The 24,889-nt window shown below is 74.4% G+C and carries 21 protein-coding genes and 1 pseudogene; 10 read left to right on the top strand and 12 right to left on the bottom strand.

The genetic code is table 11. From position 1 onward, the window contains the following. Window positions 1-128: pseudogene (locus D7147_RS21995) on the top strand (IS481 family transposase); the annotation flags it as partial. Window positions 129-265: 137 nt separating this feature from the next. Beyond that, window positions 266-1,312, top strand: coding sequence for a glucose 1-dehydrogenase (locus D7147_RS21990; protein WP_199716817.1), 1,047 nt, complete (start codon window positions 266-268; stop codon window positions 1,310-1,312). A 31-nt stretch (window positions 1,313-1,343) separates the two neighbouring features. Here D7147_RS21990 and D7147_RS21985 read toward each other — a convergent pair whose 3' ends face one another. Together D7147_RS21985 and D7147_RS21980 are read right to left on the bottom strand one after the other, a co-directional pair. Beyond that, on the bottom strand, window positions 1,344-2,660 hold the full coding sequence (locus D7147_RS21985) for a DUF2252 domain-containing protein (protein WP_120680599.1): 1,317 nt from the start codon (window positions 2,658-2,660) through the stop codon (window positions 1,344-1,346). A 147-nt stretch (window positions 2,661-2,807) separates the two neighbouring features. Continuing rightward, on the bottom strand, window positions 2,808-3,389 hold the full coding sequence (locus D7147_RS21980; protein ID WP_120680597.1) for an NADH-quinone oxidoreductase subunit B: 582 nt from the start codon (window positions 3,387-3,389) through the stop codon (window positions 2,808-2,810). A 136-nt stretch (window positions 3,390-3,525) separates the two neighbouring features. Here D7147_RS21980 and D7147_RS21975 point away from each other — a divergent pair, with 136 nt between their 5' ends. Together D7147_RS21975 and D7147_RS21970 are read left to right on the top strand one after the other, a co-directional pair. Beyond that, the gene (locus tag D7147_RS21975; protein ID WP_120680595.1) at window positions 3,526-4,095 is read left to right on the top strand and encodes a SigE family RNA polymerase sigma factor; all 570 of its coding nucleotides are present in this window, start codon (window positions 3,526-3,528) and stop codon (window positions 4,093-4,095) included. Continuing rightward, window positions 4,088-5,287, top strand: a complete 1,200-nt coding sequence (locus D7147_RS21970) for a hypothetical protein (protein WP_120680593.1) — start codon at window positions 4,088-4,090, stop codon at window positions 5,285-5,287. Before D7147_RS21975 ends, D7147_RS21970 begins: the two co-directional genes overlap by 8 nt. Before the next feature lie 62 nt (window positions 5,288-5,349). Here D7147_RS21970 and D7147_RS21965 read toward each other — a convergent pair whose 3' ends face one another. The 3 genes from D7147_RS21965 to D7147_RS21955 are packed head-to-tail and all read right to left on the bottom strand — an operon-like array spanning window position 5,350 to window position 8,616. After that, window positions 5,350-6,834, bottom strand: a complete 1,485-nt coding sequence (locus D7147_RS21965; protein WP_120680591.1) for a pyridoxal phosphate-dependent decarboxylase family protein — start codon at window positions 6,832-6,834, stop codon at window positions 5,350-5,352. A 25-nt stretch (window positions 6,835-6,859) separates the two neighbouring features. Continuing rightward, complete coding sequence (locus D7147_RS21960; RefSeq protein WP_120680589.1) at window positions 6,860-8,245, bottom strand: MFS transporter; 1,386 nt, start codon at window positions 8,243-8,245, stop codon at window positions 6,860-6,862. Window positions 8,246-8,277: 32 nt separating this feature from the next. After that, the gene (locus tag D7147_RS21955) at window positions 8,278-8,616 is read right to left on the bottom strand and encodes an MGMT family protein (protein ID WP_120680587.1); all 339 of its coding nucleotides are present in this window, start codon (window positions 8,614-8,616) and stop codon (window positions 8,278-8,280) included. 62 nt (window positions 8,617-8,678) lie between these two features. On the opposite strand from D7147_RS21955, the gene proB reads away from it, so the two are divergent. Next, window positions 8,679-9,788: a glutamate 5-kinase gene (gene proB, locus D7147_RS21950; protein ID WP_187398623.1), complete on the top strand. Its 1,110-nt coding sequence runs from the start codon at window positions 8,679-8,681 to the stop codon at window positions 9,786-9,788. 122 nt (window positions 9,789-9,910) lie between these two features. Then, window positions 9,911-11,155 carry a glutamate-5-semialdehyde dehydrogenase gene (locus D7147_RS21945; RefSeq protein WP_120680583.1) on the top strand — a complete coding sequence of 415 codons (1,245 nt, stop codon included), beginning with the start codon at window positions 9,911-9,913 and terminating at the stop codon, window positions 11,153-11,155. A 17-nt stretch (window positions 11,156-11,172) separates the two neighbouring features. On the opposite strand, the gene D7147_RS21940 is transcribed toward D7147_RS21945, so the two are convergent. The 6 genes from D7147_RS21940 to D7147_RS21915 all read right to left on the bottom strand — a co-directional run bounded on the left by D7147_RS21940 (window position 11,173) and on the right by D7147_RS21915 (window position 19,558). Beyond that, complete coding sequence (locus D7147_RS21940) at window positions 11,173-12,147, bottom strand: prenyltransferase/squalene oxidase repeat-containing protein (RefSeq protein WP_407663383.1); 975 nt, start codon at window positions 12,145-12,147, stop codon at window positions 11,173-11,175. Then, window positions 12,108-13,340: an adenylyltransferase/sulfurtransferase MoeZ gene (gene moeZ / locus D7147_RS21935; protein ID WP_187398621.1), complete on the bottom strand. Its 1,233-nt coding sequence runs from the start codon at window positions 13,338-13,340 to the stop codon at window positions 12,108-12,110. Before moeZ ends, D7147_RS21940 begins: the two co-directional genes overlap by 40 nt. Before the next feature lie 119 nt (window positions 13,341-13,459). Next, complete coding sequence (locus tag D7147_RS21930) at window positions 13,460-14,275, bottom strand: DUF3152 domain-containing protein (protein ID WP_120680579.1); 816 nt, start codon at window positions 14,273-14,275, stop codon at window positions 13,460-13,462. 143 nt (window positions 14,276-14,418) lie between these two features. Further along, on the bottom strand, window positions 14,419-15,393 hold the full coding sequence (locus D7147_RS21925; RefSeq protein WP_233563282.1) for a DUF3152 domain-containing protein: 975 nt from the start codon (window positions 15,391-15,393) through the stop codon (window positions 14,419-14,421). A gap of 5 nt (window positions 15,394-15,398) precedes the next feature. Beyond that, window positions 15,399-16,373, bottom strand: a complete 975-nt coding sequence (locus tag D7147_RS21920) for an alpha/beta fold hydrolase (RefSeq protein ID WP_120680576.1) — start codon at window positions 16,371-16,373, stop codon at window positions 15,399-15,401. Window positions 16,374-16,453: 80 nt separating this feature from the next. Beyond that, window positions 16,454-19,558, bottom strand: a complete 3,105-nt coding sequence (locus D7147_RS21915) for a hypothetical protein (RefSeq protein WP_233563281.1) — start codon at window positions 19,556-19,558, stop codon at window positions 16,454-16,456. A 148-nt stretch (window positions 19,559-19,706) separates the two neighbouring features. Here D7147_RS21915 and D7147_RS21910 point away from each other — a divergent pair, with 148 nt between their 5' ends. Together D7147_RS21910 and D7147_RS21905 are read left to right on the top strand one after the other, a co-directional pair. Then, the gene (locus tag D7147_RS21910) at window positions 19,707-20,345 is read left to right on the top strand and encodes a TetR/AcrR family transcriptional regulator (protein WP_120680574.1); all 639 of its coding nucleotides are present in this window, start codon (window positions 19,707-19,709) and stop codon (window positions 20,343-20,345) included. Between the two features lie 122 nt (window positions 20,346-20,467). Next, a complete protein-coding gene (locus tag D7147_RS21905) occupies window positions 20,468-20,695 on the top strand; it encodes a DUF3107 domain-containing protein (RefSeq protein ID WP_120680573.1) in 228 nt (75 codons plus the stop codon). 74 nt (window positions 20,696-20,769) lie between these two features. On the opposite strand, the gene D7147_RS21900 is transcribed toward D7147_RS21905, so the two are convergent. Next, entirely contained in the window at window positions 20,770-21,423 is a 654-nt protein-coding gene (locus D7147_RS21900; protein WP_120680571.1) for a ferritin-like fold-containing protein, read from the bottom strand. A 328-nt stretch (window positions 21,424-21,751) separates the two neighbouring features. Between D7147_RS21900 and D7147_RS21895 the strand changes: the two genes are divergently transcribed. Beyond that, window positions 21,752-23,395 (top strand): DEAD/DEAH box helicase, encoded by a 1,644-nt coding sequence (locus D7147_RS21895; RefSeq protein ID WP_120680569.1) that lies wholly within the window; start codon window positions 21,752-21,754, stop codon window positions 23,393-23,395. A gap of 213 nt (window positions 23,396-23,608) precedes the next feature. Beyond that, entirely contained in the window at window positions 23,609-24,799 is a 1,191-nt protein-coding gene (locus D7147_RS21890; protein ID WP_120680567.1) for a class I SAM-dependent methyltransferase, read from the top strand. The last annotated feature ends 90 nt before the right edge of the window (window positions 24,800-24,889 follow it).

Here is a 24,889-nt window from a genome sequence, read left to right as displayed (position 1 = left end):
GGTCCGAAGCCGCCCGACGAGCGGCCTTGCCCGCCTGGCTCCATGCCTACAACAATCACCGCCACCACACCGCCCTCGGCGGCCCACCCGCCAGCCGCGTCCCCAACCTCTCCGGGCAGAACACCTAGGGCCTGTCTCGGCGGGCTCGCCCGGCCGAGCGGCTCGCGTTGACCGTGGTCGGACCGGACCGCCGGGACCGGTCGGCACGGGACTCATCTTGCGCTTTGCCCGTCGGGAGGCCGGCGGAGAGGCGAGGATGGGAGTCGTGCGCGCAGTGACTGTGACCCCCGGGACCGCCGACTCCCTGAAGCTGGTCGAGGACTACCCGGAACCGGCCACCGAGGAGGGCCCGATCCTGGTCGAGTCCCTGGCCATCGGGGTCTGCGGCACCGATCACGAGATCGTCGCCGGGGAGTACGGCGAGGCGCCGCCGGGCGAGCGGCACCTGGTGCTCGGGCACGAGTCGCTGGGTCGGGTCCTCGAGGACCCGACCGGCACCCTCCAACCCGGCGACCTGGTGGCGGGGGTCGTCCGGCACCCGGATCCGGTGCCCTGCCCGAACTGCGCGGTCGGCGAGTGGGACATGTGCCGCAACGGCCGCTACACCGAGCACGGCATCAAGGCGCTGCCCGGGTTCGCCCGGGAACGCTGGCGGATCCAGCCCCCGTACGCCGTCCCGCTGGACCGGTCGCTCGGCCAGGTCGGCATGCTGCTCGAACCGACAAGCATCGTCGCGAAGGCGTGGGACCACATCGAACGCATCGGGCAGCGGGCGGTGTGGCAGCCGCGGGTCGTGCTGGTCACCGGGGCCGGCCCGATCGGCCTGCTCGCCGCCCTGCTCGCCGCCCAGCGCGGGTTCTCCGTGCACGTGCTCGACCTCGCCACCAGCGGCCCGAAGCCGGAACTGGTGAACGCGTTGGGCGCGACCTACCACTCGGTGCACGTCAACGAGCTGGACTTCGAGCCGGACGTCGTGCTGGAGTGCACCGGAGCGCCCCGGGTGGTGCTCGACGTGATGTGCAAGGCGGCGCCGAACGGCATCGTCTGCCTGGCCGGGGTTTCCAGCGGCGGGCGGACCATCGACTTCGACGCGGGCGCGCTCAACCGCGAGCTGGTGCTGGAGAACAACGTGGTCTTCGGCTCGGTGAACGCCAACCGGCGGCACTGGGAGCTGGCCGCGGAGGCGCTGCACCGGGCCGACCCGCTCTGGCTCAGCTCGCTGATCAGCCGGCGGGTGGCGGTGTCGGATTACGCCGACGCGTACACGAGCGGGCCGGACGACATCAAGGTGGTGCTGGAGTTCGCCGTCTGACCGCACGCCCCGGCGGTCCCCGCCCGGCGGCTCAGATGCCGGGCAGCCGGCCGTTGCGGAACACGTCAACGAAGAGCTGGTGGTCCTCCCGGGCGCGCAGCCCGTACTCGTGGGCGAACTCCACCAGGTGGCGCACGAAGCCCGGCTCGTCCCACCCCACCGTCGCGGTGATCGCCTCCTCGGTGGAGTAGTCGACCAGGTCGTGGCTGGACTCGTCGTCGGCCACCGAGTGCATCCGGGCCACCGCCCGACCCAGGTCGGCCAGCACCCCGGCCAGCTCCTCCGGCTCGTTGACGTCCGCCCAGTCCAGGTCGGCGGCGTACGGCGAGACCTCGGCGACCAGTTGGCCGACCCCGCCCAGCTCGGTGAAGCCCAGCCACGGGTCGGCGTGCGCCTGCAACGCCCGCTGCGACTCGGCCGTCCGGTGCCCCTGGTGCTGGAAGTAGGCGCGGATCGACTCGTCGGGGATGTGCCGCGCCACCGCGGGCACCTGGGCCTGCTTCATGTAGATGACGACGTCGTTCTCCAGCGCCTGCGTGTGCCCCTCCAGCAGGAGGTTGTACGACGGCAGTCCGGCCGAGCCGATGCCCACCCCCTTGCGCAGCACCACGTCCTTGATCCGGGTCTCGACCGGACGCAGCCGGGACGAGGAGACGGGCAGCGTGCCGAGGTACGCCGTGAAGGCGGCGGTGACCAGCCCGCGCGTCTCGTCGTCGACCTCGTACACACCGTCGCCGAGGGAGAAGCGCCGCTCGTAGTTGTCGATGGTGGTCTGCGCGGCGAGCAGGTCGACGCGGGTGGAGAGCCGGGCCTGCTGGAGCACCCGGCGCAGCACCCCGTCGGCGTTGTCGAGCGTGATCGAGCCGATGGCGTCGTCGCCGCCCGCGGCGATCGCCCGCAGCTCGGTCAGGTACGAGTGGGCGAAGCTGGTGACCAGCTCGGTGATCACCTGATCGGAGAGCGCCTTGGCGTAGCCGAGCAGCGCCACGCTCGCCCCGAAGCGCTTCAGGTCCCAGGTGAACGGCCCGACGTACGCCTCGTCGAAGTCGTTGACGTTGAACACCAGCTGTCCCGAGGCGTTCATGTAGGTGCCGAAGTTCTCGGCGTGCAGGTCACCGTGGATCCACACCCGGCTGGTGCGCTCGTCGAGGAACCGGTCGTCGGCGAAGTCGCCGCGCTGGTCGGCGTAGAAGAGCGCGGCGCTGCCCCGGTAGAAGGCGAACGGGGAGGCGGCCATCTTGCGGAACTTGCGGCGGAAGGCGGCGGGGTCGAGCGTCATCGACTCCCCGAACTCCGCGATCAACACGTCGACGATGTGGGCGGCGCGGCGCGGCCCTGAGCTGCTCATGTGCGCAGGCTAGCCCCCGTCCGCCAACTGCTGCTCGCCGCCGGGGCGGACCTTTTGACGCTGGTGGCGGTACAGACACCGGCACGGGCGGGCCGGGACCGGGGACGGGCTCGCCGGCCGGACGAGAGGTGCGCGGGCGGTCGGGGGTCAGCCGGCCGAGGGCGGGCGTACCGGCGGGGCGGTGAGCGACGCGACCGACCGCGGAAGAACACCGTCGCTCGGCGGGGCGTCGACGGGCGGGGCGAGCAGGTCGGGACGGGACACCCCGCCGGGGCCGGACTGCTCGGCGGCGATCTTCTCCTGGAGGCGGAGGATGCCGTGCAGCAGCGCCTCCGGCCGGGGCGGGCAGCCGGGCACGTAGACGTCGACCGGGATGAGCTGGTCGACCCCCTTGGTCACCGAGTACGAGTCCCAGTAGGGGCCGCCGCAGTTGGAGCAGGCGCCGAACGAGATGACGTACTTCGGCTCGGGCATCTGGTCGTAGAGCCGCTTGATGGCCGGGGCCATCTTGTCGGTCACCGTGCCGGAGACCACCATGAGGTCGGCCTGGCGGGGGCCGTGCGCGAACGGGATCACCCCGAGCCGCATGAAGTCGTGCCGGCTCATGCTCGTCGCGATGAACTCGATCGCGCAGCAGGCCAGGCCGAAGTTGAAGACCCAGAGCGAGTAGCGGCGACCCCAGTTCAGCACGAACCGGATCGGCTCGCCGAGCACTGCCGGTACCTGCACCTCGGGCCTCCCTCCCCTGTCTCCGATCTGACAGTCAACCACAGCGGCGGCGGCGGAGACCCGTGCAACCGGGGCCGGCATCGAGGCGTGTGATCGGCATCGGCCGCACGGACGCGGCACGCACGGGGAGGACCAGATGACGGTGACGAGGGAGCCACGGCGGGGCGAGCCGCCACCCGGGGTGGCAGCGGAGCGCCCGCAGCCACGTGAGCAGGCCGAGGGAATCGACTTCGACGGCCTCTACCATGCGCACTTCCGGTCGCTGACGCTCCAGCTCGCGGCGTACTGCGGGGATCTGCCGCAGGCGCAGGACCTGGTGCAGGAGGCGTTCTGCCGGGCCTTCGCCCGGTGGTCCCGGGTGTCGCGCTACGACGATCCGGTGGCATGGGTACGGCGGGTCGCCTGGAACCTCGCCACCAGCCGCTGGCGGCGGCTGCGTACCGCGCAGTCCTGGCTGCGCCGGCAGCGTGAGGAGCACATGCCGGGTCCCGGCCCGGAGCGGGTGGCGCTGACCGCCGCCCTGGCGCAGCTGCCGGCCAACCAGCGTCGCGCGGTGGTGCTGCACTACCTCGCGGATCTGTCCGTCGGTCAGATCGCGGAGCAGGAGGGGGTGCCGGAGGGCACGGTCAAGTCCTGGTTGCACCGGGGCCGGACGGCGCTGGCGGTTCAGCTCGCCGGCGAGAACGGGGGGAACGGTCATGCCTGAGTTCGATGACATTCTGGTGAGCGGCGAGTTCTCCGCTTTCCGCGAGGCGTACGCCCCGGCGGTGCAGCCGGCCGGCCCCACCGAGGTGCGACGGACGGTACGGCGACGTCGCCAGCGGGTAGCGGTGCTGACTGCCGCCGTCGCGGTGCTCGCGGTCACGATCCCGGTGGCGGCGAACACGACCCGGGACCGGGGCTCCGCCCCGCCGCCCGGCCCGGCGCAGACCGGCGAGCCGAGCCCGTCGTCGACCGTGCCGCCGACGCCGACCCCGAGCTCGGTGAGCCCCACCGCCGCGGCGCCGGACGGTCGGATCAGCCGGTCCCAGCTCCTCGCCGCCCGCGTCGACCTGCCCGCCTGGCCGGAGTACCTGCACTCCCCGCCGAGCTGCGGCACCGAGGACGTGCGGCTCCGCCCGGGGCCGAACGTGGATTCGGTGCCGGCCCTCCTCGGCGATCCGGGCCACGGCGACCTGGACGGCGACGGTGCGGTCGAGACGGTGGCCCTGCTCGGCTGCCGGGCCAACGGTGAGACCCTCGGGAAACAGGTGGTGGCCTTCGATCGCGACGCCGCCGGCCGGATCGTCACCATGGGCCGGGTGGTCGGCGCCGCCGAGGGGATGGACGACATCGCCGACTTCTCCGTGCAGGACGACGGGAAGGTCCGGGTCCACGTCGCCGACGTACAGCCCTGCTGCGGCCTGCCGTCGTGGTGGCCGCAGGGGCAGTGGCGGACGTACGCGTGGACCGGTGACCGGTTCGACCAGACGGCCGGGCCGACGAAGTTCGGAGTAGATCCCCGGCTGACCGACCTCACCCTGACCGCCGGTGAGCTGGCCCTCGGGCCGCCGGACGGGCAGGGCCGACGCACCGGCACGGTGACGGTCACTGTCGTCAACCGGGGACCTGTGGACGTTCCCCGGCTGGGCTTCGACACGCTGACCAGCATCGGCGAACCCGACGGGGCGGACCTCGACAGGTGCCGGACGGCCGACGCGGGACCGGTCGCCGCTTGTCTGCTGGATCCGCTGCCGGCGGGCGGGCGGAAGACGTACACGTTCCGGTTCCTGGTCGACCCGCCCGGCGACGACGACCTGCGACCGGTCGTGCAGGTGGTCCACTTCGACGCGCAGGACCGGTACTGGGACGACCTGAAGCGGAGCGACAACCGCGTCGAGCTCCGCACGGCCGGCTAGCAGCACGACAACCCCCGCACGGCGCGGCGGCCCGGAGAACCCGGGCTGCCGCGTCGGGCGGCTCACCAGTGGGGGCGTTGCAGCAGGCCCACGAACTCCACCAGCAGCCGCTCCCGCAGCGCGGGCGCGGCGGCGTCGAGCAGCGTGTTCACCACCGCCATCCGGTCGGGCGGGGCGGCGGCGGACCCGCCCAGCCCCAAGCCGGCGGCGAGCCCGCCGACCAGTTCGGGGGTGAGCGCGTCCGGGGTGAGCGTGCCGGCGAGGGTGCGCAACTGCTCGGGCAGCACGACCGGGCCGGCCGCCCGAACGGCCTTCGCCGCCTCGGCCAGCGCCGGACCGAACTCGCCCACCCGGGTCGCCACCGCGGCGGTCACCGTGAGGTGCACGCTGGCCGGCAGGCCGGCGTACGAGAGCTGGGGCTGGGTGTGCCAGCCCCGGGCGGTCAGCTCGTCGACCAGCACGAACAGGTCGAGCTCCGGGTCGGTGGCGGTGAAGCAGACGACTGTCGACTCCGGCTCGGCCATCAGCCGCAGCCCGGGTACGCGGCGCACGGCGTCGGCCAGCCCGGCCACGGCGTCCCGGGTGGCCGCCGCCAGGCGCAGGTAGCCGTCGTCGCCGAGGTGCCGCAGGGTGGCGTACGCGGCGGCAATCGGGCCGCCCGAGCGCGTCGAGGCGATCGTCGGATTGATCATCGTGTAGCCGGGCCAGTCGGCGTACGCGAAGTACTGCGGGGCGCGCAGCGCCGGATCACGGTGCAGCAGCACCGAGACGCCCTTCGGGGCGTACGCGTACTTGTGCAGGTCGACCGAGATCGAGGTGACCCCGGGCACCGCGAAGTCGAACGGAGGTACCGGCACGCCGAGCCGACGCAGGTAGGGCAGCGTCCAGCCGCCGAAGCAGGCGTCCACGTGGCAGCGCACCCCCGCTGCGGCGGCCGCGGCGGCGATCTCGCCGACCGGGTCGATCACGCCGTGCGCGTACGACGGGGCGGAGCAGGCCACGAGCACCGTCTCCGGCCCGATGGCGGCGGCCGTCGCGGCCGGGTCGGGGCGCAGCGTGCCCGGGTCGACCGGCACCACGTCGAGCCCCACCCGCAGGTAGTGGGCCGCCTTGGCGAAGGCCGCGTGCCCGCTCGCCGGCACCACGAGCCGGGGCGTGCTGATCTCCGGGTGGGCGTCCCGGGCCGCCTTGACCGCCAGGATCAGCGACTCGGTGCCGCCGCTGGTGACGCTGCCGACCACCTCCGGCGCGGTGCTGCCGGGTCCGCCGCCGAGCAGCTCGGCGGCCGCCCCGACCAGGGCGTTCTCCATGGCCAGCAGGGACGGGAAGGCGGTCGGGTCCAGCCCGTTCACGTGCGCGCTCGCCGCGTACGCCGTGGCGGCCAGCTCGTCCAGGCCGGGTACGGCCGGGTCGTAGACGTACGCGAAGAGCTGCCCGCCGTGCGTCGGCCGGTCCTGGGCCCGCAGCAGGTGGATCTCGTCGAGCACCCGCTCGGCGGGCAGCCCCTGTTGCGGCAGCGCACAGCCGCCGGTCGGCTCCTCGTTCATGGGTCTTCGGCCCTCTCCGTGCGGCTCAGCGGCTGTCGTTGCCCACCACGACCGGTCGGTCGGCGTCGTCGTTCGCGGTGGGCAGGTTGTAGCGGCGCAGCAGGGCGAGCGGCGCGGCCACCAGGAGGGCGGGGAGCACGGTGAAGCCGAGCAGGATGCCGAACCGGGCCGGGTCGGACTGCGCCGCGGCCGTTCCGGTGTCGGAGGAGACGTAGCCCGAGAGCTGGAGCACCAGCCCGTAGATGCCCGGCCCGAGCGCCAGCCCGAGGGTCTCCCCCGCCGTCCACACCCCGGTGAAGACACCGGCCTGCCGCCGGCCGGTGCGCGCCTCGTCCCAGCTGATGCAGTCGGGCAGCATGGCGAGCGCGAAGACCTGCTGGCCCGCGTACCCGGCGCCGACCAGTGCGACCACCGGGTAGATGGCGGCCGCCGGCAGGAGCGGGGCGGACACCAGCGCCGCCACGCCCACCGCGAGCAGCAGCGACGCGGCGACCAGGGCGCGGAGCTTGCCGACCCGGGCACCGATCCGGGTCCAGAGCGGCATCACCAGCAGCGCCGGCCCGACGAAGCAGGCGAAGAGCAGCGTCGCTCCGGTCCGCGGGTCCCGCAGGATCTGGTCGGCGAAGTAGTTGACCCCGGCCAGGATGGTGGCCACGCCGGCGGACTGCACCACGAAGCAGAGCAGCAGCGCCCGGAACGGGCGGTTCCGGGCGGCGACCGCGAGCTGGGCGCGAAGCGTGGGCTCGCTCTCGCGTACCCGCCCGGTGGGCGCGGCCCTGGTGCCGGCGAACGCGCCGACCGCGCCGAACGCGATCAGTGCCGCCACGAAGAGGCCCATCCAGCGGTGCCCGGCGAGCCCTTCGCCGCCCGCGCTCACCACCATCGGGGCGACCGCCCCGGAGACCAGGATGGCGAGGGCCAGCACGGCGATCCGCCAGGTCATCAGCCGGGTGCGCTCGGCGTACTCCTCGGTCAGCTCGGCCGGCATCGCCACGTACGGCACCTGGAAGAAGGCGAACGCGGTGGCCGTGGCGAGGAAGGCGACCGCGACGTACCCCGCGGCCGGGCTCCCCGATCCGAACGGGGCGGCGAAGATGGCGGCGAAGAGCAGCGCGAGCGCCAGCCCGGCGAAGAGCAGGTAGGGGCGGCGCGGACCCCAGCGCGACGCGGTGCGGTCGGAGATGCGGCCGGCCACCGGGTTGACCAGCACGTCCCACGCCTTCGGTACGAGCACCAGCAGCGCGGCCACCCCGGCGGCCACCCCCAGCGTGTCGGTGAGGTACGGCAGCAGCAGCAGGCCGGGCACGGTGCCGAAGGCGCCGGTGGCGAGCGAGCCGAGCGCGTAGCCGAGGTGCACCCGACGCGGCAGACGGCCCGGGGCGGGGAGCGGGCCGGCCGGCGGGGCGTTCATGGCGCCGAATGCTACTCACGTTATGGCGCCGGTCACATCCTCCCTTCCGGCGGCCACGTGCCCTCGCCCTCCGGTGACCAGCCGGCCGCCGCCAGGTCCACCCCGGACGCGCGCAGCGGCGTCCCCTCGGCGAGCAACCGGGCCCGGGCCTCCCGCTCGTGCCCCGGCGGCAGCCGCCCGGTCGAGTTGACCACCCGGTGCCAGGGCACCGCCCCGCCGTGCCGGGCCATGATGTTGCCCACCAGCCGGGCCGAGCTGCGACCCGAGCGATCGGCGAGCGCATCGGCGACCGCCCCGTACGACATCACCCGGCCCGGTGGGATCCGCTCGACCAGGTCCAGCACCGCCTCGACGTACTCGTCAGGTGTCACAGCGCGCCACACTATGGGAACGTCGCGGGGCTGCGCCGCCGTGACCACGCAGAATGGTCGTTGTGCGTGAAGCGGTAACGGCAGCCCGACGCGTCGTCGTCAAGATCGGATCTTCCTCGCTGACCACCGCGACCGGCGGTCTGGCCGGGGAACGGGTCGACGCGCTGGTCGACACCCTCGGGGCGCTCGCCGACGACGGCCGGGAAGTCGTGCTGGTCTCCTCCGGCGCGATCGCGGCCGGCCTGGCGCCGCTGGGGCTGTCCCGCCGCCCACGCGACCTGGCCACCCAGCAGGCCGCGGCGAGCGTCGGGCAGGGCCAACTGATCGGCCGGTACGCGGCCAGTTTCGCCCGGCACCAGCGGACGGTGGGGCAGGTGCTGCTCACCGTCGACGACGTGACCCGGCGGGCGCACTACCGCAACGCGTACCGGACCCTGCGCAAGCTGCTCGACCTGCGGGCGGTGCCGATCGTCAACGAGAACGACACGGTGGCCACCGAGGAGATCCGGTTCGGCGACAACGACCGGCTGGCCGCGCTGGTGGCCGCGCTCGTCCAGGCCGACCTGCTCGTGCTCCTCTCCGACGTCGACGCGCTCTGGACGGGCGACCCCCGCCGACCCGACTCCACCCGGATCACCGAGGTACGCAGCGAGGAGGACCTCACGGGCGTCACGATCGGCGGCGCCGGGCGCGCCGGGGTCGGCACCGGCGGCATGGTGACGAAGGTCGAGGCGGCCCGGATCGCCACCGGGTTCGGCATCCCGGTCGTGCTCACCGCCGCACCGCTGGCCGCCCCGGCGTTGGCCGGCGAGGCGGTCGGCACCTTCTTCCATCCGCAGCGTCAGCGCCCGGCCGCGCGGCTCTTCTGGCTCGCGCACGCGACCTCGCCCCGGGGCCGGCTGCACCTGGACGAGGGGGCGGTCGCCGCGGTGGTCGGGCGACGCAAGTCGCTGCTACCGGCCGGCATCACGGCGGTCGACGGGGCGTTCACCGCCGGCGACCCGGTGGACCTGGTGGACTCCCAGGGGGCGGCGGTCGCCCGGGGGCTGGTCAACTACGACGCGGTGGAGCTGCCCGGACTGCTCGGTCGCTCCACTCCGGAGCTCGCCGCGGCGCTCGGCCCGGCGTACGAACGTGAGGTCGTCCACCGCGACGACCTGGTGCTGCTGTGAGGAGTGACGAATGAGCAGATCAGCTCAGGGCGGAGGGTTGACGTGAGCGAGCGACAGCGAGCGAATCATCAACGCAGCGCGGTAGAGCCTCATGACGGCACGGAGCGCAGCGGAGTGGCGGCATGAGCGTGGTGGAGCAGGCACGGCGGGCGCGGGTGGCGGCGGAGGCGCTGGCCCTCGCGACGCGTACGACCAAGGACGCCGCGCTGCACGCGATGGCCGACGCGCTGGTGGCGCGTACCCCCGAGATCCTCGCCGCGAACGCGACCGACCTGGCGGCCGGGCGGGAAGCCGGGCTGAGCGCGGCCGTGCTGGACCGGCTCGCCCTCGACGCGGAGCGGGTGGCCGGCATCGCCGACGCGCTGCGGCAGATGGCCGCGCTGCCCGACCCGGTCGGCGAGGTGGTACGCGGCTCGACCCTGCCCAACGGGCTCGAGCTGCGGCAGATCCGGGTGCCGTTCGGCGTGGTCGGGATCATCTACGAGGCCCGCCCGAACGTGACGGTCGACGCCGCCGGGATCTGTCTGAAGTCCGGCAACGCGGCGCTGCTGCGCGGCTCCTCCTCCGCCGCCAACTCGAACTCCGCGCTGGTCGCGGTGCTGCGCGACGCGGTCGCCGGGGCGGGGTTGCCGCCCGACGCGGTCCAGTTGCTCGACGCCACCTCCCGCGACTCGGTCAAGGAGCTGATGCGCGCCCGCGGGCTGGTCGACGTGCTGATCCCGCGCGGTGGCGCGTCGCTGATCCGCACCGTGGTCGAGGAGTCGACCGTCCCGGTGATCGAGACCGGGGTCGGCAACTGCCACGTCTACGTCGATGCCGCCGCCGACGTGTCGATGGCCGTGGCGATCACGTTGAACGCGAAGACGCAGCGCCTCTCCACCTGCAACACCGCCGAGTCGCTGCTCGTGCACGCGGCCGTCGCGGAGACCTTCCTGCCGCCGATGCTTGCCGCGTTCGCCGAGGCGGGCGTCACGGTGCACGGTGACGAGCGGGTCGTCGCGCACTCCGCCGCCGTGCTGCCGGTGACCGAGGAGGACTTCGCCACCGAGTACCTCGCCGCGGAGATCTCGGTCGCCGTGGTGGACTCCCTCGACGCGGCGGTCGCGCACATCCGGCGCTACGGCACGGGGCACACCGAGGCGATCGTCACCGACTCGACCGGGGCGGCCCGCGAGTTCGTGGCCCGGGTGGACGCGGCGGCGGTGATGGTGAACGCCTCGACCCGGTTCACCGACGGGGGCGAGTTCGGTTTCGGCGCCGAGATCGGCATCTCCACGCAGAAGCTGCACGCTCGCGGCCCGATGGGCCTGCCCGAGCTCACCAGCACCAAGTACGTGGTAACCGGCGACGGCCACCTGCGCGGCTGACCGGCGGCCGCGCCCCGTCAGTCGGGCCCGGTGCTCGGGGTGAGGCAGGCGCGGACCGCGCGGAGCGTGGTGTGCACGTCGAACTGGTGGCCGTCGTCGCTGTCCCAGCCGCCGTCGCTGCGCTGGGTCTCGGTGAGCCGGCGGCGGGCGGAGACGAGGAGCCACTGCTGCTCGCCCACCCCGACGCGGCGCAGGCTCGCGGCGAGCCAGGCCGCGTCCGCCGGGGAGAGCTCGGGGATCCGCTCGGCGAGCACCGCCTGGATCCGCGCCGACTCGTCGTACCTGCCCTGCCGGTGCAGCACGGCCGCGCTCAGCCAACCGGCCGGCAGGAACGACGGCCAGCTCCCGTCGGGCCCGAGCCGCTCGACGACGGCCTGGGCCGCCGCCTGCACCACCCCGGCGTACGCCCCGCCGACCCGGTGGTCGAGCGGGCCGGCGGATCGGGCGTCGAGCCCGGCGACGGTCAGCCAGAAGCCGGCGTTGGCGGTGAGGTAGAAGCCTGCCTCCGGATCGCCGGGGCGGGCCCAGTCGGGTGCGACCTCGGCGAGCGCCGGGTCCTCCTCCCAGCCGCCGTCGGCCGACTGCCGGGTGGCGAGCCAGTCCAGGGCGTGCCGGGCCGCCGGTCGGCCGAGCGCGCCCAGATCGTCCAGCTCGGCGAGGCGGAAGCAGGTGGCGTCGACCGAGCCGATCGGACCGTCGAGGGTCGCCGGCCAGCCGCCGTCGGGCGCCTGCCCGAACTCGGCCCGCTCGATCAGCTCGACCGGCGCCGGGGCTCCGGTGCGCAGCCGGGAGAGGCGGGCGCGTTCCACCGCATCCCCACGAGCCACCACGAAGCCGATGGCGGCGTCCAAGTCGACCACGGCGGAGACGCTACCTGCGTAAACGCGATTCCGCCTCGGAGGATCGGCCGAGGTCGGAGCGGTTCCAGCCCGCCCCGACCCCGCCCGGTCGGTCAGTACGCGGGCAGCGACGGATCGATCTGCTTGATCCAGGAGAGCACGCCGCCCTGGACGTGCACCGCGTCCCGGAACCCGGCGGCCTTGAGCGCGGCGAGCGCCTCGGCCGAGCGGACCCCGGACTTGCAGTGCAGCACGATCTGCCGGTCCTGCGGGAGGCGGGAGAGCGCCTCACCGGAGAGGATCTCGCCCTTCGGGATCAACGTCGCGCCGGGGATGCGGACGATCTCGTACTCGGCCGGCTCCCGGACGTCCACCAGGAAGACGTCCTTGCCGGCGTCCTGCCACTCCTTGAGCTCCAGCGCGGTGATGGTCGAGTCGACGACCGCCTCCTGCGCCTCCTCCGACACCGCGCCGCAGAAGTCCTCGTAGTCCTCCAGCAGGTCGGTCACGGTCGGGTTCTCGCCGCAGAGCGCGCAGTTCGGGTCCTTGCGCACCTTGATCTTCCGGTACGACATCTCCAGGGCGTCGTAGACCATCAGCCCGCCGACCAGCGGCTCGCCGATGCCGGTGATCAGCTTGATCGCCTCGTTGACCTGGATCGAGCCGATCGAGGCGCAGAGCACACCGAGCACGCCGCCCTCCGCGCAGGAGGGGACCATGCCGGGCGGCGGGGGCTCCGGGTAGAGGCAGCGGTAGCAGGGGCCGTGCTCGGACCAGAAGACCGAGGCCTGGCCGTCGAAGCGGTAGATCGACCCCCAGACGTACGGCTTGCCGAGCAGCACCGCCGCGTCGTTGACCATGTAGCGGGTGGCGAAGTTGTCGGTGCCGTCGACGATCAGGTCGTACTGGGCGAAGATGTCGCGGACGTTCTCCCGGTCGAGCGCGGTGTTGTGGATCTCCACCTGGACCAGGGGGTTGATCTCGCGGATGCTCGCGGCGGCCGACTCGGCCTTGGACCGGCCGACGTCGGAGACGCCGTGGATGATCTGGCGCTGGAGGTTCGACTCGTCGACGGTGTCGAAGTCGATGATCCCCAGCGTGCCGACGCCGGCGGCGGCGAGGTAGAGCAGGGCCGGCGAGCCGAGACCGCCGGCGCCCACGCAGAGCACCCGGGCGTTCTTCAGCCGCTTCTGTCCCTCGACTCCGACGTCGGGGATGATCAGGTGGCGCGAGTAGCGACGGATCTCGTCAACGGTCAGCTCGGCGGCGGGCTCGACGAGCGGGGGCAACGACACGGTGGACTCCCCGGGATCGGCGGTGCGAACCCGGCCATTGTCACTCGGCACCGGACGCGTCGGCCATGAGGGAGGACACGACGCCCGTAATTCGGGAGGGGAATAGCACCGCCGATCGCCGCACCCCGTCGTCGATACCGCCGCCACCGGAGCTGGATCGCGGCTCGACGCTAGGGGATGATCTCGCCCGCGTAGCGGCGGCCGTCGAGGTAGGGCCAGGCGTTGGCGAGGCAGCCCTCCAGCCCGTACGTCTGCTGCTGCATGACCGGCGCCGGGCTGCCCGGCGCCGGGCAGGCCTCGTGCCCCTCGCCGAACTCGTGCCCGATCTCGTGGTTGATCACGTACGTCCGGTAGACCGAGAGCGGGGCACCGTAGTCCGGCACCGCCTCCATCCACCGGGCCAGGTTGATGATGACCTGCCCGGGCAGCCGGCAGGAGGTGTAGCCCTCGGTGCTGAGGCCGCCCTCGGCGCACATGCGCTCCGAGGTGACCGGGGTGGCGAGGTAGACGGTGAAGTCGGCCTCCGCCGCCTCCGCCACCCGCTGCACCCGTAGCTCGCCCGAGGCGATCCAGCTACGTGGGTCGGCGAGGGTCTCGTCCACGCTGGCCGCGAAGGCGTCGACGTCCTGACCGGCCCCCTCCTCCACGACGACGCGGTAGCGGTGCAGCGGGCCGTCCTCGCCGACGACGGGCGTGCCACCGGTGGCGACGACGAATCGGCCCGGACCGTACGAGGGGACGACGACGGGCGGCGCCTCCTGCGGCTCGGCATGCGCCCCCAACCCACCGCCCTCGGGCAGCCGGTCCGCCACGGTAGCGGGCGTGGAGGGTTCGTCGCCCCAGGTGACAACGGTTCCGGCGGCGGTCGCGAGCAGCAGCGCCAGCCCGAGCAGAACGGCGCCGCGGCGCCGCGAGCGGGTCCGCAGCAGTGCGGGGGGCCGCTCGCCACGGGAAGCCGGCGGGCCGTAGGGGGACGACGACGTCATGCCCTTCAGACTGCCAGATCAACCGCTTATTTCCGGATGTTCAAGGCTAATGCCCCGCTGATTCGTCAGGCCAATTAATGGCGACGAAAGATGTGATTAGGATGAATACATCTTAAGGCACGCAGACAGTACGAAACAGCGCGTCAGAGCGGCGGGCCGGCGTACCGGCGGCCGTCCCGGTACGGCCAGGGATTGGCCACGCACCCGTTGAGGAAGAGCGTCTGCTGCATCATCACCGGCGCCACCCGGCCCTTGCCCGGACAGCGCTCGTGGCGATGCCCCAGCTGGTGACCCACCTCGTGATTGACCACGTAGAGCCGGTAGACCGAGAGCGGAACCTTCGCCCGCACGAAGTGCGGCACGGAGAGCCGCCACCGGTCGAGGTTGATGATGACCTTCCCCGGCGCCCGGCAGGACGTGTACGGACGCCCGTCGACCCGGATGTCCACCCCGCCCTGCGCGCACATCCGCCCCGCCGTGCGGGCCGTCGCCAGGTAGACGGTGAATTCGGAATCCGTTCCACCGGGCACCTGTCGCAGCCGCAGCCGGCCACTGTCCACCCAGCTACCCGGACCGGTGAGCGCGACCTGCACGGCCCGGCCGAACTCGCCCGCCTCCTCGCGGCTCCCCGCCTCGACGGCGACCCGGTACTGCTGGATCCCGCCGGCCCGGCCCAGCACCGGCCCGGTGCGATCGTCGTAGCCGAAACGGCCCGAGCCGGCCGAGGGCACCGGCCCCGGCAGTTGGAACACCGGCGACGGCGAGGCGGAGGGCGAGGCGGTGACCGGCGACGACCCGAGCAACGGCAGCGGCCCCTCGGGGGACGGCAGCTCCGCCGCGCCGACCGGCACCGGCCGGGCCGCGACGTCCTGATGCCGCATGATCACGACGAGCGCCGCCCCGATCGCGAGCAGCACCACCGAGAGCTGCGCGATCAACTGGAACCGGCGGCCGTGCGGACTCCACGGCCCCGCGACCGCGCCGCTGCGGCGGTCACCGCCGCCCGGCCAGCCGGGTGCCGCGCCGCGGACGGACCTGCGCGGCGGGAGCACCGGCGGATCGACCGGCTGCCGGCCGACGGTCGGGTCGCCGGCGGAGCGCGGCGCGGAGCTGGGCATCCGGCTCAGCCTGCCAGATCGTGACGCTGCGCACCCTCCCCCGTTTCGGTGAGTAGTCCCAGCACCGCCCGGGCCACCAGCCGCGGCTCCTCGAGCTGCGCCACGTGACCCACCCCGCCCAGCATCAGCAGCCGACTGTCCGGAATCACCCGAGCCGCCTGCGGAGCGACCCGGACGTCCACGAGACGGTCCCGCCCACCGCCCACCACCAGGGTGGGTGCCCGCACCGACCGGGCCAGCCGCCAGAGCGACCCCGACCCGGGCAGGTACGACCGCAGGAAGCTGGAGACGAGCCCACGAAACGTGCGGACGTACGCGGCCGCGTAGTGCTCGGCCTCATAGCGCACCCGGATCTCCTCCAACGCCTCCCGCCGGCGCTGCTCGCAGATCCGGCTCAGGTCGGCGACGCACGCCTCCAGCAACTTCTCGACCATCGCCTCGGGCGCCAGCTCGGTCAGGCGCCGGGCGGCCATCCGCTCCGCCCCGGGCAGGGCGAGCAGCGGCAGCATCCGGCCCTGCAACGAACGCCCGAAGTTGAGGAAGGGCAGGGCCGGGGAGATCAGCGTCAGGGTGCGTACCAGGTCGGGGCGGAGCGCGGCGAGCTGCACGGTGATCGCCCCGCCGAGCGAGTTGCCGAAGAGGTGCACCGGTCCCCGGTCGGAGTGTTCGAGGTAGCGGACCAGCCGCGCGGCGAACGCCGGCACGGTGTAACGGAGGCCCGGCTCACTGCGCCCGAAGCCGGGCAGGTCGATCGCCTGGCCGTCCAGCCTGCCGGAGAGCAGCCCGGCCAGGTCGGTCCAGTTCTGCGACGAGCCGCCGAGTCCGTGCACGTACAGGGCCGGCTCCGCGCCCGGGACGGTGGCCGGGGTCTCCCGGACGTAGCTGACCATGCCGTCGAGCCGGACCTCCCGGCCCGGCCACGGCGGCGGAACCCCGTGCTGCGGGAGCAGCCGCTCCGGGCAGAGGGTGGCGCGCTTCATCGCCTCAGTCTGCCCGGGAACGGCCCGGCCGGCAGCGCGTCGCCGAGAGCCGGCGGCCCCCGGCGGATCGCGGGCCGGGCCTACGGCCGGTCGGCCAGCAGCGCCTCGAGTCGACGGTTCACGGCAGCCAGGGTGGCCCGGACGACCGCCTGCCGCGGATCGCCCGCGACGAGCGCCGACCCGGCCAGTTGCTCGACCCAGCCGTCGCAGACCAGCAGCACCACCACGGTGGCCACCTCGCAGTTGCCGAACGGCACGACGGCGGCGTGCTCGACGAAGCACCGCCCGCCCTCGGAGCCGGCCGGGCGGCGCAGCAGTTCGTCGACGGCCGCCGCGGCGGCCACCCCGCAGAGCCGCAGGACGTAGCCGTCGACGGCCGGGCCCGTGGCGTAGCCGGCGGCGGTCTCACCGGCGGCGATGAGCCGTACCTCCACATTGGCGTCGAGGCCGAACGTGCTCACCTGGACGTGATCGATCACCACGCGCGGGCCGGGGACCCCACCGGTGTCCAGTGGACGCGACGGCCCGCTCTCCGTGGTCGTCAACTGCGCGCCGGAGTACGACGCCCCGAGGTTCACCGGGCTCCCGGTGGCCCCGCCGACCGGCGTCTCGTCCACCGAGGCCCGACCCCGGGGCGGTCCGGAGGGACGGCGCCGGCGCAGCGGCTCCGGCTCGGGACGCGCGGGCCGGGCGGGGGCCTCCGCACCGGTCGCCGCCTCGGTCAAGGCGGGTCGATCCGCGCGGACCTCCCGAACGGCACCTGCGGACTGGGCAGGCTCCGGGTCACGTACCGCCGTGCGGCGGCGGACCGGCACGGTGGGCACGCTCGGCGCGGCCGGCAGACCCGGCAGGTTCTGCGGAGCGGCGGCGAGCCCCATCCGCTCCTGGAGCAGGCGGGCGACCTGCCGGCTCACCTCGGCCGGATCCGCCCCGTCGGAGAGATCGAGGCGGAGGCTGTGCGCCCCCGCCGGGGTACGCCGCAGCGACGCGTCGCGGACGCCCGCCACCTCCCGTACCGCGCCGAGGATCGCGTTGACGTCGAACCCCTCGGGGCGTTCCTGGGGCGTCGCGGGCTCGTCGTCACGACGCAGGTGGGTGGCGATGCGGGCGAGTTGCGGAGTCTCGGCGGGTGGCTCCACGGCTGGCGGCTCCGGCACGACGGGCACGTCCGGCTCGGCGGGGACGCGCTGCGGCAGCACCGCCGACGTCGGGTCCGGCGGCCGGCCGACGGGCTGGTCGGCCGTGGGCGCCGGGTCGGGTGCGGATCGGCGGGCCGCGTATCCAGGCCCGCCCATCGCGGCGGGCGTGGCGGGGGCGTGGTCGTGGCGACCGGCTCCGCTCGTGGCGGAGGCGGCGGGACCGGGCGGGGTGGATGCCTCCCGGGTCACGCCCGGCGCCGGGTCAGGCAGGTGGCGGCCGGCGGCCGGGGTCTCCGGCGGCGTCCGGTTCGCCGCGTCCGCGTCGAGCGGGCGGCGGCGGAAGGCCTCGGCGGCACGGCGCGGCGTCGGCTCGGGGCGATCGGTCGGGCTCGCCTCGCGTACCACCGGCGGGACGCTCGTGGGGCGGGCGGCGGCCCAGGACGGCCGGTCGGACGGGGACTCCCCGGACCCGCCCGCCCAGGCGGGCCGCCCGGGAACGGCCGGAGCGGACGGCGCGGCGGCGGGTGCCACCGGTGGCGCGCCGGCCGGCGGCCCGGATTGCGTGCTGTTCGCCTCGGACCCGGCGGCCCAGGCGGGCCGCTCCACCGCCGGAGAGCCGGACTGCTCGGACCCGGGCACTCGCCGCTCGCCGGCCCACGCGGGCCGCTCGGCTGCCACCGGAGAGCCGGACTGCCCGGACCCGGGCACTCGCCGCTCGCCGGCCCACGCGGGCCGCTCCACCGGCGGCGAGGTGGGCTCCGGCGGCGCGTCGGCCGGTGCGGGCGGCGTACGCTCCGCGGCCCAGGCCGGGCGTGCCGCCTCGGCGGCGCGGCCGGGCTCGGACCCGGCACGGGTGACGTCGTAGGGCTGGGACGGCTCGGCGCGGACCGGCTCGTAGGGGCGGCCCGGCTCCGCCCGGACCGGCTCGTACGGCCGATGCTGCTCCGCCCAGGCCGGTGCGCTCTGCTCCCACGCTCGCCGCCCGGCCGACTCGTCGGCGTCGTGGCCCGCCCGCGCGGTCGACGCGTCGGCGTCCTGGCGCGGCACCGGCTCGCCGGCCCCGCGATCCAGCTGCCCGGCGGGCGCGTGCTGGCGGCGGCCGACCGACTCGTCGTCCTCCCGGCCGCGACGCCCGACCGGCTCGCCGGCCTCGGCCGGCTGGCCCGACGAAACGTCGGACTCGCCGACCCGGTCTGCGCTGGCCTCGTCGCCCTCCCGGGAGCGCCGGTGGGCCGGTTCCTCGTCCTGCCGCGACCACGACGGGGCCCAGGCGGATCCCCAGCTCGGCCGGTTCCAGCTGGGACCGGACCAGTCGGGCTCGCCGGCCGACGGCTCGGCGGGTGCCCACGACTGCGCCGGGCCCGGCTCGGCGGCGGGAGGATACCCGTCGGCCCAGCCGTGCTGCTCGGGCTGCTGCTCCTCGGCTGCGGGGCCGTCGACGGTGGGTGCCTGGAAGCCCGGGGGCACCTCGAAGCCGGACGGCGCGGTGCCGACCGGCGGGACCTGGACGGCCGGCGGCGCCGAGGTCGGCCGTCCCGGCTCGGCCCAGTGGGGCCGGGTTCTCGGCGCCTCCTCGGAGCCGTGCCGCGCGGGGCCCGGCTCCGGCTCGGTCGGGCCGTACGCCTGCTCCGCCGCGGGCGCGGGACGCTGGGCGGGCACCACCAGGCGCTCACTGCCGTGATCGCGTCGGTCCTCGTCGACGGGTGGGGCGCTCACCGGCGCCCGGCGGCTCGCGGACGCCTCGTCCGGCGAGTAGGAGACCCCGTTGGCGTGGTGCCCGTTCACCCGCGCCGGGGGCTCGGGGTCGTCGGGGAGGCCGGTGACCGGCGCCGGGAGGTCGCCGTGGCGGGGCGAGGAGGCGGCCCAGCCGGAGGCCGGATCGGGTACCCAGCGCGCCGGCTCGCCGGACGCGCCCGGTTCGCCGGAGGCGTGCCAAGCGGTCGCCGGGGGCGCCCATCCGCTGGTGGAGCGGGAAGGATCCTGCTGACCCGTCCCGTCACCGTGCTCTCCCGGGGTGGCGGCACCGGGTTGACCTGCTTCACTCACCGCGCGCTCCTTGGTCGCCCCCGCTGAGGCTACCGTGTGGTGACAGTGGCGATAAGTTACAGCGGCGGGCCAATTCCGCGACGGGTGATCGAGCCCGATTGGTTCGGGGTAAACATGTCGGCCCGTACGGAGAAACTCGGAGGTTCCCATGACCGCTGTGGGGAACGGTGCGCAGACCGCCGGCCGGCCCACCCGGCTGCCGCGCTCCGCGCGTCGTAAGCAGCTGCTCGCCGCGGCCCAGGAGGTGTTCGTCGCCCAGGGCTACCACGCGGCCGCGATGGACGACATCGCCGAGCGGGCAGGGGTCTCCAAGCCGGTGCTCTACCAGCACTTCCCCGGCAAGATGGAGCTGTACCTGGCGCTGCTGGACACGCACTGCGACGCGATCGTGGCCAAGGTGCAGGAGGCGATGCGCAGCACCGACGACAACAAGGAGCGGGTCGGCGCCTCGGTGCGGGCGTACTTCGACTTCGTCGACCACGAGAGCGAGGCGTTCCGGCTGGTCTTCGAGTCGGACCTGCGTAACGACCCGGCCGTGCGGCAGCGCGTCGAGCGGGTCGAGCAGGGCTGCATCGCGGCGATCACCGACACGATCATCTCGGACACCGGGGTGAGCCGCGCGCACGCCGAGCTGCTCGCGTCCGGTCTGGTCGGCGCGGCCGAGACCGCGGCGCAGTTCTGGCTGGCGGGCGGGCGGCAGGTGCCGAAAGCGGAGGCCGAGGCGCTGGTGGCCGCCCTCTCCTGGCGGGGCATCGCCAGCTTCCCGCTCAAGGACGAGTCGGCCTGACCGGCCCGGGCGGATCCGGATCCACTCGCTGACCGGCGGCAGGGTGAGTCAGCCTGACCGCCACGGCCGAGATCGGATAGCCTTCCCCACGGCGGCTCTTTCGCCCCAGTTGAGGAGGCACCGTGGAGGTCAAGATCGGCGTGCAGTACGCGCCGCGCGAGCTGGTTCTGGAGAGCGCGCAGGCGCCGGCCGAGATCGAGCAGATCGTGACCGACGCCATCGCCAATAACAGCGGCACGCTGTCCCTGACCGACGAGAAGGGCCGGCGCGTGATCGTGCCGGTCGACAAGGTCGCCTACGTCGAGATCGCCGAGGCGTCCCCGCGAGCGGTCGGGTTCACCGTCCGCTAGGCGCAGACGGTGTCCGCGACGGCTCGCCCGCCGCGGACACCGGACCGTAGCCCCGGGCCACCTCGGCCCGGGGCTCAGTTGTTCAGGCCGGCGGCGGTCATCCGCGCGGTGTGCGCGGCGGTCAGCTGCCGGAGCAGCGCCTCGACGTTCACCCGCTCCCCCTGCGCGATCAGCGCGGTGAGCGCGCCCCGGTCGGCGGCGGCGACCCGGCTGGCCTGGGAGAGCGCCTCGCCGACCAGCCGCCGCGCCCACATCGAGAGCCGGTGCGCCACCCGCGGGTCGGCGTCGATCGCGATCCGGATCTCCGCGGCGGCGAAGTCGGCGTACCGGGACTCGTGCAGCACGTCGAGTACGAGTTGCCGGTCCGGCTCGTCCAGCGCGGCCGCGGCCTCGCGGAGGAAGTCGTCGGTGATCGCGTCGCCGACGTACGCCTTGGTCACCGCCTCCGCCCAGTCGCGCGGTTCGGTCGAGTCGTGGTACGCCTGCACCGCCTCCACGTACGGCGCCATGGCGTCCTGCGGCACCACCCCGAGTGCGGTGAGCCGGTCGGCGAGGCGTCGGTAGTTGGCGACCTCCGCCGCGGCCATCTCGCCCAGCGCGGCCCGGCGACGCAGGTCGGGGGCGAGCCGGGCGTCGGCGGCCATCCGCTCGAAGGCGAGCAGCTCGCCGAGGGCCACCAGGCCGAGCAGGTCGGCGACGGCGAACGCGGGGGCGGTCGGGGCGGACACGAGCGCAGGTTACCGCCCGGAAGGGCCGCGGCGTGGCCCCGCGACCCGGCCGTCCGGGCGCGGCGACCCGAGCCCCGCACGTGTGAACTCGGCCACAGATCGTCCACCCGGTGGATCGGCCGAGACCCGGAATCAGGACGTCACCCTGTCGGTTCAGGTAGTATGGAACAGTTGCCGTGGGCGCCGATCTGATCTAACTCAGGCCCCCGGCGCGCGTGCGGCCCGGTCCGGCTCGGCGATGTGCCCCCGACCGTGTGGCCCGCGCCAGACCGAACGCGCCCTGCGGAGATGACGGGGCGCACCCACGAGAGGGCACCCCCACATCCAGATGAGCGAATTCACGCAGGACAGCACGGGGAGTCGCGTTCCGACCCCCACCACACCGGTAGCACCGACCTTCGCCGAGCTGGGCGCGCGCCAGGAGACCGTCGACGCGCTGGCCGCGGGCGGCATCACCAACGCCTTCGCCATCCAGCAGTACGCGCTGCCGATCGCGATGCGCGGCACCGACCTGATCGGCCAGGCGCCCACCGGCACCGGCAAGACCCTCGGCTTCGGCGTCCCGCTGCTCGAGCGGGTCTTCGCCCCGGGCGAGGGTGGCGACGGCACGCCGCAGGCGCTGGTCGTCGTCCCCACCCGTGAGCTGGGCCTCCAGGTCGCGAAGGATCTCGCCATGGCGGGCAGCACCCGGGGCGTCCGGGTCCTGCCGATCTACGGCGGCGTGGCGTACGAGCCGCAGATCGAGACGCTGCGCAAGGGCGTCGAGATCCTCGTCGGCACGCCGGGCCGCCTGCTCGACCTGGCCAAGCAGAAGCACCTCCGGCTGGACCGGGTACGCGCGCTCGTGCTCGACGAGGCCGACCGGATGCTCGACCTCGGCTTCCTCGACGACGTCGAGAAGATCCTGGCGATGCTCCCCGACGACCGGCAGACCATGCTCTTCTCGGCCACCATGCCGGATCCGATCGTCACGCTCTCCCGGCGCTTCCTGCGCCACCCCGTGACCATCCACGCCGGGCACACCGCCGAGACCGGGCCGTCGCCGCAGACCGAGCAGCTGGTCTACCGCACCCACTCCCTCAACAAGGTCGAGATCGTGGCGCGGATCCTCCAGGCGGAGTCGCGCGGGCTCACGATGATCTTCACGCGTACGAAGCGGGCCGCCGACCGGGTCGCCGAGGACCTCGACTTCCGCGGCTTCGCGGTGGCCGCCGTGCACGGTGACCTCGGGCAGGGGGCGCGCGAGCGGGCACTGCGGGCGTTCCGCGCCGGCAAGATCGACACTCTGGTCGCCACCGACGTGGCCGCCCGGGGCATCGACGTCAGCGGGGTCACCCACGTCATCAACTACGACTGCCCCGAGGACCAGGACACGTACACCCACCGGATCGGTCGTACCGGCCGGGCCGGGGCGAGCGGTGTCGCGGTGACCTTCGTCGACTGGGACGACGTGCCGCGCTGGCGGATCATCGACAAGACCCTCGGGCTCGACATGCCGGAACCGCCGGAGACGTACCACACCTCGCCGCACCTCTACACCGACCTGCACATCTCCCCCGACGTGAGCGGCACGCTGCCGACCGCCGAGCGGACCCGGGCCGGGCTCTCGGCCGAGGTCGAGGAGGACCTCGGCGGTGGCCGGTCCCGCCGCGGAGACGGCGCGCGTGGTCGTCGTAGCGGGGGTCGTGGCCGCGGCCGTGGCGAGTCGGGGCCGGACTCGGCCACGCCGGTCGAGACTGACACCGCCGAGGGCGGCAAGACCCCGCGCCGCCGGCGTCGCCGCCGGGCCGGCGAGGTGGTCGCGGAGGGCGAGACGACTGCGGTGATCACGGACGGCGGCACCGCCGAGCCGGCATCGTCCGGCACCGAGGGTGAGGCGGCAACGGCGCCGAAGCCGCGCCGCCGTCGGCGTCGCCGCTCCGGTGGCAACGCCGCCGGGGCCGCCACCGCCGAGGCGACCACCGCCGACTGACGCAGAACGCCAGGACGTCCCCCGCCCACCCGGGCCGGGGGACGTCCCCATCTCCACCCACCCCACCCCCACCTCCCCGCGCCGCGGGCCCCCGGGCACGCTTTCACGGAAAGAGTGGGCATCCGACGCGGAACAGCCACTCTTTCCGTGAACGAGGTCCCTACGGGGCGGCGCGGTTGGGCGGGTGGGATGGGGTGGGGAGAGGATTGAGGGATGGCTGAATCGCTGGATGCCGCGCTGGGCGAGGTGCGGGCACTGCTGCTCGACCCCGCGCTGACCCGCGCCGTCGCCGCCGGACGCCGCCGGGGGCTGCGCCCCACTGTCGTACGGGCGGAGCTGCGCCCGGTGACCCTCAAGGCGGGGCCTCGGCTGCAGATCGCCACCTCCGACGGCGCCCGCCCCTACACCCGTAACGTCGCACCGGGCCGGGAGGCGGCCGAGGCGGTCGACGCGCTGCTCGCCGAGCCGTTCGGCAACTGGCACGTGGAGACCGCCGACACGACGCTCCAGCTGCGGGTCACCAAGTCCGGCGACGCCCAGGTGCACCGGGCGAGAGCGACCCGGCCGACCGCCGAGCCCACCGGCAACGACCGCGCGAAGGAGTACCTGCTGGACCCGGGCGACCCGATCTTCGCGGAGATCGGCGGCTCGGCGGCGAAGCGCCGCCAGGTCGACGCCTTCCTCCGGGCGCTCGCGGCGACCCTGCCCGACGAGCTGGCCGGTCCCCTGCGCGTGGTGGATCTCGGCTGCGGCAACGCATACCTGACCTTCGCGGCGTACCGGTATCTCTCGGCTCGTGGGCTCGACGTGGAGCTGGTCGGCGTCGACGTCCGGGAGGACCAGCGGCTGCGCAACACCGAGCTGGCCGAGCGGATGGGGTGGGGCGACCGGGTCCGTTTCGTGGCCGGCACGATCGCCGAGGCGGTGGTCGATCCGGCACCGGACCTGGTGTTGGCGCTGCACGCCTGCGACACCGCCACCGACGAGGCGCTGGCCCGGGCGGTGCGTTGGGATGCCCGCTGGGTGCTCGCCGCGCCGTGCTGCCACCACGACGTCGCCGCGCAGCTGCGGGCGCGACCGGCTCCGACCCCGTACGAGCTGCTGACCCGGCAGGGCATCCTGCGCGAACGGTTCGCGGACGTGCTCACCGACGCGCTGCGGGCCGGGCTGCTCCGGCTGCACGGCTACCGCACGGAGGTGGTGGAGTTCGTCGACTCCCGGCACACGCCACGCAACCTGCTCATCCGGGCCCGACGCAGCGGTGCCGCGCCGACCGACGAGCAGCGGCGCGACTACCGGGAACTGGTCGATCAGTGGCGGGTCACCCCGCGGCTGGAGGCCCTTCTGGCCACTGAGGACGGTTCGGGCACCCCGTCCGCGTCCGCTCCGGCCGCCGCCCGCTAGCCGGCGCGGTCGGCGACGGCGGTCCACCTCGGCCCCGCCGACCACAACGATCGGCACCTCTGTCCGCTTTCGTCCGGAAGCCCGGCACAA

Origin of the sequence: Micromonospora musae (genome assembly GCF_003626545.1) — a bacterium.
GTDB lineage: Bacteria > Actinomycetota > Actinomycetes > Mycobacteriales > Micromonosporaceae > Micromonospora > Micromonospora musae.
The sequence above is the reverse complement of the archived record's forward strand: the minus strand, read 5'-3'. Positions and strand labels throughout refer to the sequence as shown.

Excerpts from the sequence above, each read along its gene's own strand:
- D7147_RS21985 (WP_120680599.1), bottom strand. The coding sequence starts at position 2,660 with ATGAGCAGCTCAGGGCCGCGCCGCGCCGCCCACATCGTCGACGTGTTG.
- D7147_RS21975 (WP_120680595.1), top strand. The coding sequence starts at position 3,526 with ATGACGGTGACGAGGGAGCCACGGCGGGGCGAGCCGCCACCCGGGGTG.
- D7147_RS21970 (WP_120680593.1), top strand. The coding sequence starts at position 4,088 with ATGCCTGAGTTCGATGACATTCTGGTGAGCGGCGAGTTCTCCGCTTTC.
- D7147_RS21965 (WP_120680591.1), bottom strand. The coding sequence starts at position 6,834 with ATGAACGAGGAGCCGACCGGCGGCTGTGCGCTGCCGCAACAGGGGCTG.
- D7147_RS21960 (WP_120680589.1), bottom strand. The coding sequence starts at position 8,245 with ATGAACGCCCCGCCGGCCGGCCCGCTCCCCGCCCCGGGCCGTCTGCCG.
- D7147_RS21945 (WP_120680583.1), top strand. The coding sequence starts at position 9,911 with ATGAGCGTGGTGGAGCAGGCACGGCGGGCGCGGGTGGCGGCGGAGGCG.
- D7147_RS21930 (WP_120680579.1), bottom strand. The coding sequence starts at position 14,275 with ATGACGTCGTCGTCCCCCTACGGCCCGCCGGCTTCCCGTGGCGAGCGG.
- D7147_RS21925 (WP_233563282.1), bottom strand. The coding sequence starts at position 15,393 with ATGCCCAGCTCCGCGCCGCGCTCCGCCGGCGACCCGACCGTCGGCCGG.
- D7147_RS21920 (WP_120680576.1), bottom strand. The coding sequence starts at position 16,373 with ATGAAGCGCGCCACCCTCTGCCCGGAGCGGCTGCTCCCGCAGCACGGG.
- D7147_RS21910 (WP_120680574.1), top strand. The coding sequence starts at position 19,707 with ATGACCGCTGTGGGGAACGGTGCGCAGACCGCCGGCCGGCCCACCCGG.
- D7147_RS21895 (WP_120680569.1), top strand. The coding sequence starts at position 21,752 with ATGAGCGAATTCACGCAGGACAGCACGGGGAGTCGCGTTCCGACCCCC.
- D7147_RS21890 (WP_120680567.1), top strand. The coding sequence starts at position 23,609 with ATGGCTGAATCGCTGGATGCCGCGCTGGGCGAGGTGCGGGCACTGCTG.